General features: G+C 59.7%; 13 protein-coding genes. 11 read left to right on the top strand and 2 right to left on the bottom strand.

Features of this window, described 5'->3' with window-relative positions; translation table 11 throughout:
* Window positions 1-12 precede the first annotated feature (12 nt).
* From OC605_RS01335 to OC605_RS01315, 5 genes are all read left to right on the top strand, one after another.
* Window positions 13-1,125, top strand: a complete 1,113-nt coding sequence (locus OC605_RS01335) for a polysaccharide pyruvyl transferase family protein (RefSeq protein ID WP_186566124.1) — start codon at window positions 13-15, stop codon at window positions 1,123-1,125.
* Complete coding sequence (locus OC605_RS01330; RefSeq protein WP_316044621.1) at window positions 1,122-2,354, top strand: oligosaccharide flippase family protein; 1,233 nt, start codon at window positions 1,122-1,124, stop codon at window positions 2,352-2,354. Before OC605_RS01335 ends, OC605_RS01330 begins: the two co-directional genes overlap by 4 nt.
* On the top strand, window positions 2,345-3,448 hold the full coding sequence (locus OC605_RS01325; protein ID WP_262136118.1) for a hypothetical protein: 1,104 nt from the start codon (window positions 2,345-2,347) through the stop codon (window positions 3,446-3,448). Before OC605_RS01330 ends, OC605_RS01325 begins: the two co-directional genes overlap by 10 nt.
* A gap of 12 nt (window positions 3,449-3,460) precedes the next feature.
* A complete protein-coding gene (locus OC605_RS01320; RefSeq protein ID WP_262136117.1) occupies window positions 3,461-4,507 on the top strand; it encodes an acyltransferase family protein in 1,047 nt (348 codons plus the stop codon).
* A 109-nt stretch (window positions 4,508-4,616) separates the two neighbouring features.
* Entirely contained in the window at window positions 4,617-5,747 is a 1,131-nt protein-coding gene (locus OC605_RS01315) for an SGNH/GDSL hydrolase family protein (RefSeq protein WP_262136116.1), read from the top strand.
* A 178-nt stretch (window positions 5,748-5,925) separates the two neighbouring features.
* On the opposite strand, the gene OC605_RS01310 is transcribed toward OC605_RS01315, so the two are convergent.
* Window positions 5,926-6,339, bottom strand: coding sequence for a mannose-1-phosphate guanylyltransferase (locus OC605_RS01310; protein WP_262136115.1), 414 nt, complete (start codon window positions 6,337-6,339; stop codon window positions 5,926-5,928).
* Between the two features lie 31 nt (window positions 6,340-6,370).
* A complete protein-coding gene (gene galU / locus OC605_RS01305) occupies window positions 6,371-7,204 on the bottom strand; it encodes a UTP--glucose-1-phosphate uridylyltransferase GalU (RefSeq protein ID WP_041477294.1) in 834 nt (277 codons plus the stop codon).
* Between the two features lie 387 nt (window positions 7,205-7,591).
* Between galU and galE the strand changes: the two genes are divergently transcribed.
* The 6 genes from galE (at window position 7,592) to OC605_RS01275 (ending at window position 13,793) form a co-directional block, all read left to right on the top strand.
* Window positions 7,592-8,608 (top strand): UDP-glucose 4-epimerase GalE, encoded by a 1,017-nt coding sequence (galE, locus tag OC605_RS01300; protein ID WP_016775458.1) that lies wholly within the window; start codon window positions 7,592-7,594, stop codon window positions 8,606-8,608.
* Window positions 8,609-8,838: 230 nt separating this feature from the next.
* The gene (locus OC605_RS01295; protein WP_016775457.1) at window positions 8,839-9,075 is read left to right on the top strand and encodes a hypothetical protein; all 237 of its coding nucleotides are present in this window, start codon (window positions 8,839-8,841) and stop codon (window positions 9,073-9,075) included.
* Window positions 9,076-9,220: 145 nt separating this feature from the next.
* Complete coding sequence (locus OC605_RS01290; RefSeq protein ID WP_052269119.1) at window positions 9,221-10,282, top strand: polysaccharide biosynthesis/export family protein; 1,062 nt, start codon at window positions 9,221-9,223, stop codon at window positions 10,280-10,282.
* 12 nt (window positions 10,283-10,294) lie between these two features.
* Window positions 10,295-10,960 carry a YjbF family lipoprotein gene (locus tag OC605_RS01285; RefSeq protein ID WP_186566131.1) on the top strand — a complete coding sequence of 222 codons (666 nt, stop codon included), beginning with the start codon at window positions 10,295-10,297 and terminating at the stop codon, window positions 10,958-10,960.
* Window positions 10,957-11,718 carry a capsule biosynthesis GfcC family protein gene (locus tag OC605_RS01280; protein ID WP_262136114.1) on the top strand — a complete coding sequence of 254 codons (762 nt, stop codon included), beginning with the start codon at window positions 10,957-10,959 and terminating at the stop codon, window positions 11,716-11,718. Before OC605_RS01285 ends, OC605_RS01280 begins: the two co-directional genes overlap by 4 nt.
* A complete protein-coding gene (locus OC605_RS01275; protein WP_262136113.1) occupies window positions 11,715-13,793 on the top strand; it encodes a YjbH domain-containing protein in 2,079 nt (692 codons plus the stop codon). The genes OC605_RS01280 and OC605_RS01275 overlap by 4 nt, the downstream gene beginning before the upstream one ends.
* Window positions 13,794-13,880 lie beyond the last annotated feature (87 nt).

Genomic DNA, 13,880 nt, shown 5'->3' with positions numbered 1-13,880 from the left:
GAACTCAAGCTTATGAACGTAACGATTTTGCATGGCTACAGTGCGTCCAACTCCGGTGACGGTCTGCTCGTCGATCTGGCCATTGCTCTGGTGCAGCGTAACTTCGGTGACGACACCGCGATCAGTGTCGTGGCGTCCGACCCTGAGTCGTTCAACTACCTGCCGCACCCGCGTTTCGATGCGCCGGTGATGGCGGCCAAAGGTCTGGGCCGGGTCAAGCAAGCGGTGTTTCTCAATCAGTCCTACGCCGGGCTCGCCGATCTGCTGAAGAAGACCGATCTGATCGTCGGTGTCGGCGGCGGCTACATGCGTTCGAAAAGCGCCTTCGAGCACATCAAGCTGAAGCTCGGCCACGCCAAGCAACTGGAAACCGCGATTCTCAGCAAAGTGCCGTCGGTGTACCTGCCGCAGAGCATCGGCCCGTTCCACGGCGAGAGCAGCAAGATCGTCGAACACTACGCCAGCGCCGATGCGGTGTTCGTGCGTGACAACCGTTCCTCGGCGATTTTCGATGCTTGCGAAAACGTCTATCGCGCGCCGGATCTGGCGGTGCAGTCGCTGGCGAGCAAGATTCTGCAGCAACCGAAATTCACCCGCTGCGCCGCGTCGCCGGCGACAGTCTGCGTGGTGCTGCGCAAGCCACCGGAGTGGAGCAAAGAGAAGAAGGTCGCCTACGTGGCGAATCTGAAACTGCTGCTGCAGCGTCTGAAGAACAAAAGCAAAGTGGTCTGTGCCGTGCAAAGCGCGGTGCGCGGCAACGATGACGGCGCGTTCTACCGCGAACTGGGCATCAACGAAGACCTGCTGTCGCTTAAGGCAACCATCGCCAAGTACCAACCGGACCTGGTGATCTCGGTGCGTCTGCACGGCGCCATCGAATCGCTGCTCTCCGGCGTGCCGGCGTATCACATCAGCTACGAGCGCAAAGGCTTTGGCGCCTATCAGGACATGGGCGTCGACGACTGGGTGATCAACGGCGGCGACATCGACGTCGACACCATCATCAACACCGTCTACGCGCCCAATGCCTTGGCGGATTTCGGCAAGCGCCTGACCGACACTTGCCGCGAGATCGAGGCGAAAACCGTGGCCATGGACGAAATCATCAAGGGTGTCGTTCGATGATATTTCGGCTGTTGCTTCGCGGCGGAGCCTTGGGCGCGAAATTCTTGCTGGTGTTGGCCATCACCCATTACCTCGGTTATGAGGCGCTGGGTTTTTATGGTGTGGTGGTCGCAGCGTCGTTGATCGCGTCGAAGTTCTACAGCGTCGGCTTCAGTTCCGAAATCAACCGGCTGATCAGCGTCGGCGGCAGTTCGCGGCGGGTGGTCGACAAGGTTCTGCTGCTGTATCTGGCGGTGGGGCTGTTGTTGTCGGTGCTGACGGTACTGATCTATTCGCTGTTCCAGTCGGTGGAAGCGACCGCCACGCTGATCCTGTGCGTGACTCTGGTGCTGCTCACCGAGCACCTGTCGTTCGAAATCAATTCCTTCGTGTTTTCCGCGCAGAAAGCCACCGCCGGAGCTCTGCTGTTCTTCATCAAGACCGGCCTCTGGGCGGTGTTGGCGGTGGGCGGCATGGTGCTCGGCTGGGTCGCGGGCATCGCCAGTGTGTTGTGGCTGTGGGTCGCCGCCAACGTGCTGGTAATCATCGCCGGTTATTTGATCGTGGTGAACGTGCACAAGGGGCACGAAGCCGCGCCGCTGGACACCGCGACGGTGTGGAAGGCCGGGTTACCGTTCTATCTCGGCACCGGTCTGATCGCCCTGAGTCAGTACGCCGAGCGCTTTCTGATCATCGACCTGGAGCCCTACGCCAGCCTCGGTAAATATGTGTATGCGTGGTCGGCGGCCAACACTTTGCAGGCGTTGTCGTATGCGGTCGTGGCAGTGGTCGGCATTCCGGTGCTGGCCAAGCGTTTCCAGGCCGATCAGCAGGCATTTACGGTCAGGCAACTGTTCGTCAACAAATGGGTGATGCGCTCGCTGGCGGTTTCCGCCGTTGTGGCCGTGGCGATCTATGTGTTTTTCAATGTGCTGCTCGATTACGTCGCCGCCAGCGTGCCGCGTCCGGATAACGCGCTCCTCGCGGTGCTGATCTTTTCGTTCGCCTTGCGGGCGATTGGCGACATTGTCTGGGGCGGTTTGATTGCCTCGAAAAACAGCCGGGTGTCGCTGGCCAGCGCGGCGCTCTGCCTGCTGATTTCGGTGCCGGTCAGCTATGTGCTGATCAAGCATTACTCGATCTATGGCGCGGCGTGGGGCAATGTTTTCGCCATCGTCGTGCAGCTCAGTGTGATTGCAGTCTTGACCCGTGTCAGCGGCGCGAAAAAGGCTGCGCTGTCATGGGCCTGAAATTGCCGCGCATCGAGTTTCGCGGACGCAAATTCGATTCGTCGATTTCCTTTCTGATCCTGTTCACCGGGCTGTTTCTGTCAGTGGCGATGCCGCTGTTGGTGCCGCGTGATCCGGGTCCGGATGCGATGACGTTGTGGTCGTCGTATGCGCGCGCCGACAACTGCAATTTTTGGAACCCGTTCTCGCCGGATCGCTCGTCCTACGAGTGTTCGGCATTCCTGCTGCGGCCCACCGGGATCAACCTGAGCAATGCCTGGGCCTACGGCATGTTCTGCAATTTCTTCCTCACTGCAATTCCGGTGGTGGTGTTTCGGCGCATGCCGCTGACCATTTTCGGCACCCTGTGCCTGTGGGGCATCGTGCGCTCGTTCTTCCTGGAGAACCTGACCAAGGAAATCATCGTGTCGGTGGCGGTGTTGAGCATTCTGCTCAGCGCATTGACGCGCAAATATCGCGGCGGTTTTTTCCTCTCGGCGGTGATTTACGGTGTGCTGATCCGGCCCTACTGGATTCTGTTTTCGCTGTCGTGGGTCGGCGTCTGCGTGATGAAAAAGTACGTCTCGCGTTTCACCTTCTTTCTGATGCTGTTCCTGTTTTATCTGGCGGTAGCCATGGCCATTCAGCTGGCGCTGGGCTTTCCGGTGTCGTCGATCCGGGCGAGCAACAACGAGCTGCGCACGGCGGGCGAGGAGGGCTCGAAGTCGCTGATCGTCTCGTGGCTCAGCGGCAGCGACTTCGTCTCCCAGGCGCTGGATTCGATGATCATTTTCTTCCGCCTGTCGTTCCCGGTTGAGCTGATTCTGCTGTCCGGGCCGGGGCAGGTGATCTTCGTTGCGCTGATGATCATGACCGCGCTGCTGCTGTTCAAAGTCATCACTTCGACCGACTACAAGGGCGCGCCGATCCAGACCAAACCCAAGGAACTGATCGCGATTCCGCTGGCGTTTCTGTTGGTGCAAGGCTTGTTCGAGCCGGACTTCGGCTCCTTCGCCCGCCACTTCTCGATGGTGGTGCCGGTGTTGTTCGTCGGCCTGGGCTTGATGCTGCGCGCGAACAAACCGGTGCAGGTCGAATCAAGAATTCTCACTTAAGGCAGGTGCTCTATGTCGAGCAAGAAAAAATCCCTGGAGATCGAAACCCTGCGCGGCCTGGCGTGCCTGCTGCTGGTGCTCTATCACGTCATCGGCCCGCTGGGCGGCGGTTTGAAGATCGACATCGGCTCGCCGTTCCGGGTCATCGCCGACTCGATGGTGTACGTGCGCATGCCGCTGTTCACGTTCATCTCCGGCTACATCTATTCGATCTACAAGATTCGCGGCAATGACTTTTCCGCGTTCTTTGCCGGCAAGGTGCGGCGGCTGATCGTGCCGCTGTTCTGCGTCGGCGTGCCGTTCTCGGTGCTGCAAGCGGTGGGGCCGGGGGTGAACAAGGACGTCGGCGTGATCGATGCGTTGTTGTCGTTCTGGGTGCCGATCAACCACTTCTGGTTCCTGCAGGCGGTGTTCAGCATTTTCATCTTCGTCGGCCTGCTGGAATGGCGCGGCCTGCTGCGTTCAGCGACGCGGCTGTATGGCTTGTTTGCGTTTGCGGCAGTGTTGTTCCTGCTACCGCCGTTGCCGCTGGATGCGTTCGGTATCAACGGTGCGATTTACCTGCTGCCGTTTTTTGTTGCAGGGATTATCGGTCAGGAAAATGTCGATGCTTTGAAGCAACGCTTCAAGGTGATCGGGCCGCTGTTGTTTGTGCTGATCTCGCTGACGCTGTTGTATGTCGCGGCGATTGATCGTGAGCTGATTGTCGATCGCCGCAGCCTGATTGGTTTGGCGGTGGGGTGCGTGTCTTGCATCGCATTGCTGTCGAGTGATATGCGCTCGAAAGCGCTGACCTGGCTCGGCGGATATTCCTATGCGATTTTCTTGTTTCATGTGCTGTTCGCAGCGACCTCGCGGTTTGTCCTCGGGCGCCTCGGCGTGAAGGATGAGAGCTTGCTGGTGCTCGGTGGTCTGAGTTGTGGATTGCTCGGGCCGGTGCTGTTGGCGATGGTGTTCAGCCGGTTCAATTTCACCTCGGTGCTGTTCCTTGGCGAGCGCGCGGCGAAGAAAAAAGCACCGGTGATTGTCGCTCCGGTGGTGCAGACGCAGAACAGCTGAAAGCTTCGCGAGCAGGCTCGCTCCCACAGAGGTTGTGTGAATTGCACAAGGTCTTTTGTGGGAGCGAGCCTGCTCGCGAAGGGGCCATCCCGGACAAAGGAAATATTCAATGATGCCAGTAGACGCCCCACAACCCGCCGCCACTTCGGCCATCACGATAGACGATGCCCGCCAGCGCTTTGCGCAGTGGCGCGAGGGCAAGGCGGGCAAGGTGCTGGCGGTTTCGGTGATCGGCGACAGCTACACCGCCGGGCAGGATTTCTACCTGAACAAACTGGTGCAGCGAGTGGCCGCCGAGGTGGGTTTCGCCGGCCCCGGTTACGTCGGTTTCAACCACGGCGCGGCGCTGGGCGGCACGCATTTCAAATACACCCGCAGCAGCGACAAATACTTCGGTGGCGGCTGGAAGGTTTCCGAGCTGGGCCAGGCCAGTCCGGACAGTCGCACGATCAGCGGCAAGCCGGGCGCCTGGTTGCAAGTCGATACCAGCCCTTCGCCGCGCATCGATACCACGGTCACTCAGGCGAAACTGTTGTATCTGGGCAATGGCGAGTCCGACGAGCTGCGCTATCGCTGGTCGCCCCTGCAAGACTGGCAACCGTTGAAACTCGCAGGCTCAGGCGTTCAGGAAGTCGCGCTAGCGGGCGTTCCATCAGCCGCAGACTGGTCATTCAGACTGGAAGTGGTGAAGGGCGCGCCCACGTTGTTCGGCCTTTGGATGACGAATGATGAGAAGGGCATTCGGGTGTCGAAACTGGCGGCCTCCGGCGCGGCATCGGCGGATTTCTACCACGCCGATCGACAGTGGCAGACGCAATGGAAAGCCGTGGTGTCGAAAATCCCGGCCGACGTTTACCTGATCATGCTCGGCGGCAACGATCAGGGCTTCGGCGTCAAACCTGCGCAGTACCTGCAAAACGTTCAGGGCCTGGTGAGCATGCTGCGCGAGATTCAGCCGGCGGCGAGCATCAACCTGATCATGCGTCAGGACACCACGCGCTCCAGCGCTTATCCGATGTCGGCCTATGCGCAGGTGCTCGAGCCGTGGGCGAGTGAACAGCAGCTCGGTTTTGCCAACCTGCAATGCGCATTCGGCCCCGACGTCAAACGCTACGCCAGCGCGATGATCGGCCCGGACAGGATTCATCCGTTGCCGGCCACGGGCGGGAAGGTGATTGCCGATTATTTTTATCGCTGGATAACGGGTACGAGTACCGGTTGCGACGACTCGCCACCATGATCGTTCCCACGCGCAGCAAAGGAATGCCGCCCGGGACGCTCCGCGTCCCTCCGCAGCGTGACGCAGAGCGTCACTGGATGCATTCCCACGCGGAGCGTGGGAACGATCAATGCTGACTGTGCCGCCGCTTTCGCGAGCAGGCTCGCTCCCACAATGGATTGGCGTGACGCCCGGGTGATCAGGCGTCGTGCTTGAAGGCATCGATGAGCCCCAGCAGTTCGTCAAGCTTGCGCGGCATCAACCGCGCATCACAACGGGTTTCCACGTTTATGATGATCGCCGGATCGTTGCAGCAGATGCGCACGCGAAAGCGCCAGTCGTTGAAGATCACTTTCAGACCATCGCGGTCGTCCATTTCCAGCGCCTGTTCGCCATACAACGCCTTCAGGTGCGCGAGCAGCGGATAAGGATCGCGCAGCGGCCGGCGAATATCGCCGGACGCAGGGAACACGCCGATTCGCTCCACCAGCAGAATCGTGCCCAGCCAGGTTTCGTTGGCGCTGGGCAGCGGTTGATGGCGCGACAACCAGCTCATCACCCCGAGGTTGCCCACCTCACGTTCAATCTCTGTCGAATGTTGTGCAATGTTCATGGTTGCCTGCCTCTGGTGATGGGGGGGCGTCTCAGCGGCCCTTGAGGTACACGTTGTCGTAGCAGAAGTTGGTCGCCTGCAAGTAGCCCTCGGCATCGCCGCAATCAAAGCGCAGCCCTTTGAATTTGTAGGCCAGCACGCAGCCGTTCTGCGCCTGTTTCATCAGTGCGTCGGTGATCTGGATTTCGCCGCCCTTGCCCGGTTCGGTGTCGGCGATCAGGTCGAAGATGTCCGGGGTGAGGATGTAGCGCCCGATGATCGCCAGGTTCGACGGCGCGTCCTGCGGCGCCGGTTTTTCCACCATGTTGTTGACCCGGTAGATACCCTCGGAAATCAGCTCACCGGCAATCACGCCGTACTTGTGGGTCTGGTCGGCCGGGACTTCCTGAATGGCGACGATCGAGCAGCGGAATTTCCTGTACAGCTGGATCATCTGCGACAGCACACCGTCGCCTTCCAGGTTCAGACACAGGTCGTCGGCCAGCACCACGGCAAACGGCTCGTCGCCGATCAGTGGGCGACCGCTGAGAATGGCATGGCCCAGGCCTTTCATTTCCACCTGACGGGTGTAGGAGAAGGTGCAGGTGTCGATCAGCTCGCGGGTGCCGGCGAGGAATTTCTCTTTCTCGGTGCCACGGATCTGGTGCTCGAGTTCGTAGCTGATGTCGAAGTGGTCTTCCAGCGCGCGCTTGCCCCGGCCGGTGACGATGGCCATGTGTTGCAGGCCGGCGTCCCGTGCTTCTTCAACGGCATATTCGATCAACGGCTTGTTGACGATCGGCAGCATCTCTTTCGGCATGGCTTTGGTCGCCGGCAAGAAACGCGTGCCGTAGCCGGCAGCGGGGAACAAACATTTACGAATCATAAAAGTATCCTGGACAGTCATGGAACACAGGCGACGGTTGCGCACCAAAAAGTGGCGGCAAGTTTCAATGATTATTGAAGGCTTACTTTAATACCCGAGTCAGGTTGTTGCTGGCAATTAGTTGCGCTGTTAAAAAGCGCTAATGTTATGAGATGTCGACTACTTGGTTATAAGTTATTTTTAGTCGGTATCTGTCGATAGTGATAAGTGTCCAGGGAGTGCTAATAAGTACCCGTCAAACAGTTTGACCGGCAAAAATAATTATTGCCAGTGGTTGAACTAAATTTGTTTGAGGTTGTTGTCGCCCTGTTTGTGTGAATTGCTCCGCATCTCCACCAGGCATGGCTTGACACGCTTCCGGGTATTTATTCAATGACGGACCGCGCTATGAAGATTCTGGTAACGGGTGGTGCCGGCTATATCGGCTCGCATACCACACTTGCATTGCTTGAGGCAGGTTATGAAGTTGTCGTTCTGGATAATCTTTGTAACAGCAGCGACGCAGCACTTCACGCCGTTGAAGCCATTTGCGGCAAAAGTGCATGGATGATTCGCGGCGATGTCTGCGATCGGCCGCTGCTCGACCGGATTTTCCGCGAGCATCAGATCGACGCCGTGCTGCATTTCGCCGGGCTCAAAGCCGTGGGCGAGAGTGTGCGCAAGCCGCTCGAATACTACGAAACCAACGTCGGCGGCAGCATCACCCTGTGTCAGGCGATGGCGGCGGCGGGGGTGTTCCGGCTGGTGTTCAGTTCCTCGGCGACGGTGTACGGCGAGCCTGAAGAGATGCCGATTCGCGAGGATTTTCCGACGGGCAATCCGACCAATCCCTACGGCCAGTCCAAGCTGATCGTCGAGAACGTGCTGCGCGACCTGAGCCTCGCCGAGCCGCGCTGGAGCATCGCGCTGCTGCGCTATTTCAACCCGATCGGTGCCCACGCCAGCGGGCACATGGGCGAAGACCCCAACGGCATCCCGAACAATCTGGTGCCGTATATCAGCCAGGTTGCGGTCGGCAGCCTGCGCGAGCTGTCGATCTTCGGTAACGATTACCCGACCGCCGATGGCACCGGCGTGCGCGATTACATCCATGTCGTTGATCTGGCGGATGGGCATTTGAAAGCGTTGCAGTCGATCAGCGAGCGCACCGGCATTCACACCTGGAACCTCGGCACCGGCGATGGCTACAGCGTGCTGCAAGTGCTGCATGCCTTCGAACAGGCCTGCGGGCGGCCGGTGCCGTACCGGATGATGCCGCGCCGCGCCGGTGATATCGCCGAGAGTTTTGCCGATGCTTCGAAAGCGGCGAAAGAACTCGGCTGGAAAGCCACGCGCAACTTGCAGGACATGGTCGCCGACACTTGGCGCTGGCAATCGAATCATCCCAATGGTTATTCGCGATGATGGCCATTTAGTCCGATGTTAGTTTCAGTCAGGTTGTTAGATAACGTCGGGAAATTACACTGGCAATGCCATTTGCAAATCCGTAGATATAAACCTGCCGTTCGACTTTAGCAGTTGCACAGGACTGTGAAAGAACAACGGATCTTGTTCGCGCTCTTTGCGGACTTGAAAGCTACCAGCTCTGACACAGATCTGTTTTTTAACAGTTCGAATGTTAGAAAGGAGTTGTTATGAAAAAAGTGATGGCAGTTGCCCTGTTGACGATGTTGAGCAACTGGGCTGCCGCCGCTGAAGCGCCGTTGACAGCGGTAACCAATGTAGGTGGCAGTGTGGCGGCTTCGCAAGCGCCCGCGGCCAGTACTGCAATGGTTGCCAGTGCTGTAGCGGCGTCCAACAGCGGTGGCAGTGCCAACGGCGGTACCACCGGTACGACGGGTACCACCGGTACAACCGGCACGCATAACTAACAGGAACATTTGTTAGTGCAGTACAGAGTCGCCCGACGCAAGTCGGGTGACTTTGTTTTTTGGATTCGCCCTTGAATAGCGTAGTGCCATTATGACTCGTAGTGTTTATCTTTTAATGTTGGCAAGTCTCGCTTTGCAAGGTTGCATGTTTTCCCCCGGCCAGTACCTGAGCACCAGCGATATCACCCGCCAGGGTGCCAGCGAAAGCAGTCGGGTCGAGCTGATTCCGATCACCCCGAAGCTGATCGCCATGAACCGCGCCACGCAGAAGCGTGAGTCGCTGCCGGCGGAACTGCTGGTGACGCCGGCGGAATATCGCATCGGCAACAACGACGTGCTGTACATCACCGTCTGGGATCACCCGGAGCTGACTGCCCCCTCCGGCGCGCAACAACAGATCGATGCCAACGGCCGTCTGGTGCGCTCCGATGGCACGCTGTATTACCCGTTCATCAAGGAAGTCCAGGCGGCCGGCCGGACTATCCAGCAACTGCGCGCGGACATCGAACAGCGCTTGTCGGCATTCATCGCCGAGCCGCAGGTCGACGTTGCAGTGTTGCGCTTCGCCAGTCAGAAAGTCGTGGTCACCGGCGCCGTCACGAAGGCCGGCCCGCAAGCGATTTCGACCAATCCGCTGAGCGTGGTCGAGGCCCTCGGTTCCGCCGGCATCGACACCAATAATGCCGACTTGTCGGGCCTGCTGCTGACGCGCAACGGGCGGGTGTATCCGCTCAATCTCGACACGCTCAATCAGCAGGATTCCGAACTGCAGAACGTCTACCTCAAGGGCGGCGATCAGCTGTATCTGCCGTACAACGACAACAAGCGCATCTACGTCATGGGCGAGGTCAACCAGCCGCGCGCGCTGAGCTTCAAGACCGCAACCATGAACCTGTCCGACGTGCTCGGTTCGGTCGGTGGCCTGAGTCAGACCAGTTCCAACGGCAACGCGGTGTACGTGATTCGCGGCGTGGAAAATCTCGACGTCGAGCCGGCGAAGATCTATCAGCTCGAAGCCGAATCGCCGACCGCCATGGCGCTGGCCTCGCACTTTCAGGTGCGGCCGCAGGATGTCGTCTACGTCGGCCCGGCCAACGTCACTCGCTGGAACCGTTTCATCAGCCAGTTGGTGCCGTCGGCGTCGATTGTCGGCACCGGAGCTTCGGCAGCGAAGAACTGGAGCGAATACAGCAACAACAGCAAATAAGGCCGCCCGACTGTGAACCTATTGAAAGTGGGCGTCTGCCTGATGGCGGCCTCGTTGCTGTGCGGCTGTAACCCGCTGATGAGCGCATCGCTGAACAACCTCAAGGCTGCCGTCGTCGGCCCCGACGAGGTTGATGTGACAGCGGCCGAAGTCGCCGGGGTCAACTACCCGCAACTGAAACTGACCACGCCATCCGGCTCAGGTGTACTGGCGCTGGTGCGCGAGCGCGAAGACCTGCAATTCTGGGTCGCCTCCGGCAAGCAGGTTTTGCTGCTGCGCGATGGCCTCGCCGTGCGCAGCATCGGCCTCGGCCTGCAAGGTGATCTGGATGGCACGCGGCTGGCTGATGACTCGCCGTTCAAGCAAGGCCTGCATCACGTCGCCGACGGTTTCACCACACGGCGCTGGATCGATCTGTACAAAGGCCAGGAAGTCGGCGTGATCGTCAACAGCCGCTTCTCGCGCCGCGCCACCGAAACCCTGGACATTCTCGACAAGCCTTACTCGGTGCTGCGCATCGATGAACAGATCGACGCCCCAGCCATCGGCCTCAGCGCAACCAACCGTTACTGGGTCGACCCGCGGGACGGTTTCATTCTGCAAAGCGAGCAACAACTGACCTCGCAATTGCGCGTCAAGCTGGTTCAGCTGACTCCTGATCGCAGGCATCTGCCGTGAAGCGCTTAAGCATTTTGGCTGCGGGTCTTTTGCTGATCGCTGGGGCGAGTCAGGCCGCTGTCACGGTGTCCGGCGACGTCGCCAATCCCGGGCCGATTGCATTGCCGCCGGGTGGACGCCTGTTCGATGTGATCAGCGAAGCCGTGCCCAATGCCGAAGGCTATTGGCTGGCGGGCGGCTTGTTGCGCCAGTCGCTGGTCGAGGAACAAACGCGGCTCAAGGTTGGTGTGCTGTTCGATCTCGAGGTGCTGCAGCGCATGGCGACGCTGTTTAATCGGCCAAGCCGCGCGGCACTGGCACAGCGGGTTGCTGAAGAAGTTCGACAGATGCCAGTGACCGGGCGGCAGATCGCTGACCTCGATCCGGTGGCGGTGGAAGTCGGCTTCGCGCGCAACATTCGTCTGGATGACGGCGATCGGCTGATCTATCCGAAACGGGTTGATGAAGTGCAGGTGTTGGGCGCGGTCACCGAGCCATGTCACTTGCCGTACCAGCCATTGCAGGAGGCCCGTGAATACCTGGAAGGCTGCTCGATTCTCGACGATGCCGAGGCCGATTATCTGTGGTTGATCCAGCCCAACGGCGTCTCGCGGCGCGTCGGCATCGCGCACTGGAATCGCGAGTCCGGGCAGTTTCCGGTGGCCGGCAGCAGGATTCTGGTACCGATAAAAAATGATGATCTTGATCCGCCTCTTCCTGAATTGAATCAGCAGTTGGCCGAATTCATTGCCACGCAGCTGGCCGAGGTGGTTCGTTGAAGTTACGTTTTGCAGCTGTGTTGTTATTGCCCTGCGGTCTGGCTCACGCCGAGCCGCGTATCACCCAGAATGACTTCGGTGGCGCCGGTCTTTTGCAGACGCCGACGGCGCGCATGGCCCCGGCCGGCGAGCTGAGCGTCAATGCCAACCGCACCGATCCCTACAGCCGCTACAGCGTGTCGTTGCAACCGCTGGACTGGCTCGAAGGTTCGTTTCGCTACACCGCGATCACCAACCGGCCGTACGGCTCGGAGGCCCTCAGCGGCAGTCAAAGCTACAAGGACAAGGCGGTCGACGCCAAAGTACGCCTGTGGCAGGAAAGCCACTGGGCGCCGGAAGTGGCGCTGGGCTTTCGAGATATCGGTGGTACCGGTTTGTTCTCCAGCGAATTCTTCGTTGCCAACAAGCGCTTCGACAATTTCGACTTCAGCGCCGGCATTGCCTGGGGCTACATCGGTAATCGCGGCGACTTCGACAACCCGCTGGGCTACGTCAGCAACCGCTTCGATACGCGCCCGGCGCTGGAAGGCACCGGCGACGTCAACTCCGGCTCGTACTTTCGTGGCAAGCCTTCGCTGTTTGGTGGCGTGAGCTACCAGACGCCGTGGGATCGGCTGAGTCTGAAGCTTGAATTCGAAGGCAACGACTACAAGAACGAGCCGAAGGACAACGAGATCAAACAGGACTCGCCGATCAACCTCGGCGCGGTGTTCAAGGTGACCGATTCGATCGACCTGAGCGCCGCGTGGGAGCGGGGCAATACGGCGATGTTCGGCGTGACCTTTCACACCAATTTCGTCAGCCGCAAGGCGCCGGCCAAGACCTACGATCCGACCCCCGAACCGCTGCCGGCGAAGGCGCCGACGACCTCGATGGCACAGGTCAACTGGGCCGATGTGTCGCGGCGTTTGCAGCAGAATGCCGGGTACAAGGTCGAGCGCATCAGCCAGCGCGATTCCGAATTGATCGTCTATGGCGAGCAGCAGCGTTATTTCCATTCGTCCAAAGCCGTTGGCCGCGCGAGCCGGATTCTCGACAACAGCGTCAACGACGACATCGACTGGTTCACCGTGGTCAACAAGCGCTACGACTTGCCGCTGGAAGAAACCAGCCTGCCGCGCCAGACCTTCCGCGAAGTGATCAACAACGAAGAGCCCTTGGAGGCGCTGCACCGCACCACCGAAATCAACCCGGCGATGCCGCACAACGAGAAGACCCTCTATACCGAAGCGCCGCAGCATTTCAGCTATGGCGTGGGTCTGGGCTTCAAGCAGAACGTCGGCGGCCCGGACGGTTTGCTCTATCAATTCAGTGCTGATGCGGACGCTGAATATCGCTTCAACCGCAACACCTGGTGGAGCGGTTTGCTCAGCGCCAACCTGGTCAACAACTTCGACAAATTCGTCTACGACGCGCCGAGCGGATTGCCCCGCGTGCGTACGGATCTGCGCCAGTACCTGACCACGTCAAACACGACCATGCCGTTGTTCCAGCTCAGCCATGCCGAGCAGTTGGACAAGGATCTGTACGGCATGGTGTACGGCGGTTATCTGGAATCGATGTTTGCCGGCGTCGGCGCGGAAGTGTTGTTCCGCCCGACCGGCGAGCGCTGGTCGCTGGGCGCGGACCTGAACTGGGTGCGCCAGCGTGATTTCGATCAGGGCTTTGCCTTGCGCGATTACTCGGTCGTGACCGGGCATATCACCGGCTATACCGATCTGCCGTTCGACACGCTGGCGGCGGTCAGTGTCGGTCGCTATCTGGCCGGAGACTGGGGCACCACCGTGGACATCTCGCGTGAGTTCTTCAACGGCGTGCGCGTCGGTGCCTGGGCAACCATCACCACGGCCAGCAGCGCGGAATATGGTGAAGGTAGTTTCGACAAAGGCCTGTACCTGTCGATCCCGTTCGACGAAATGATGAGCATGTCGACCATGCGCCGCGCCAACCTGGTCTGGGCGCCACTGACCCGAGATGGCGGCGCCAGACTGAGCCGCAGCTATCAACTGCACTCGATGACGGATAGCCGGGAAGGGGACATGTTCTATCGCAACTTCGAGAAGATTACCGAGTAAGCGCTGGTCTGTGGGAGCGAGCCTGCTCGCGAATGGTCCGGCACATCCAACATCTCCAGTGCCTGACACACCGCTTTCGCGAGCAGG

Origin of the sequence: Pseudomonas sp. Marseille-Q5117, assembly GCF_946901175.1 — a bacterium.
Classification (GTDB): Bacteria; Pseudomonadota; Gammaproteobacteria; order Pseudomonadales; family Pseudomonadaceae; genus Aquipseudomonas; species Aquipseudomonas iranensis.
This window is presented reverse-complemented; position numbering and strand designations above follow the sequence as displayed.

Bases quoted from the DNA above. Each gene is read 5' to 3' on its own strand.
- OC605_RS01330 (WP_316044621.1), top strand. From the start codon at position 1,122: ATGATATTTCGGCTGTTGCTTCGCGGCGGAGCCTTGGGCGCGAAATTC.
- galE (WP_016775458.1), top strand. From the start codon at position 7,592: ATGAAGATTCTGGTAACGGGTGGTGCCGGCTATATCGGCTCGCATACC.
- OC605_RS01325 (WP_262136118.1), top strand. From the start codon at position 2,345: ATGGGCCTGAAATTGCCGCGCATCGAGTTTCGCGGACGCAAATTCGAT.
- galU (WP_041477294.1), bottom strand. From the start codon at position 7,204: ATGATTCGTAAATGTTTGTTCCCCGCTGCCGGCTACGGCACGCGTTTC.
- OC605_RS01295 (WP_016775457.1), top strand. From the start codon at position 8,839: ATGAAAAAAGTGATGGCAGTTGCCCTGTTGACGATGTTGAGCAACTGG.
- OC605_RS01335 (WP_186566124.1), top strand. From the start codon at position 13: ATGAACGTAACGATTTTGCATGGCTACAGTGCGTCCAACTCCGGTGAC.
- OC605_RS01310 (WP_262136115.1), bottom strand. From the start codon at position 6,339: ATGAACATTGCACAACATTCGACAGAGATTGAACGTGAGGTGGGCAAC.
- OC605_RS01315 (WP_262136116.1), top strand. From the start codon at position 4,617: ATGATGCCAGTAGACGCCCCACAACCCGCCGCCACTTCGGCCATCACG.
- OC605_RS01320 (WP_262136117.1), top strand. From the start codon at position 3,461: ATGTCGAGCAAGAAAAAATCCCTGGAGATCGAAACCCTGCGCGGCCTG.
- OC605_RS01290 (WP_052269119.1), top strand. From the start codon at position 9,221: ATGTTTTCCCCCGGCCAGTACCTGAGCACCAGCGATATCACCCGCCAG.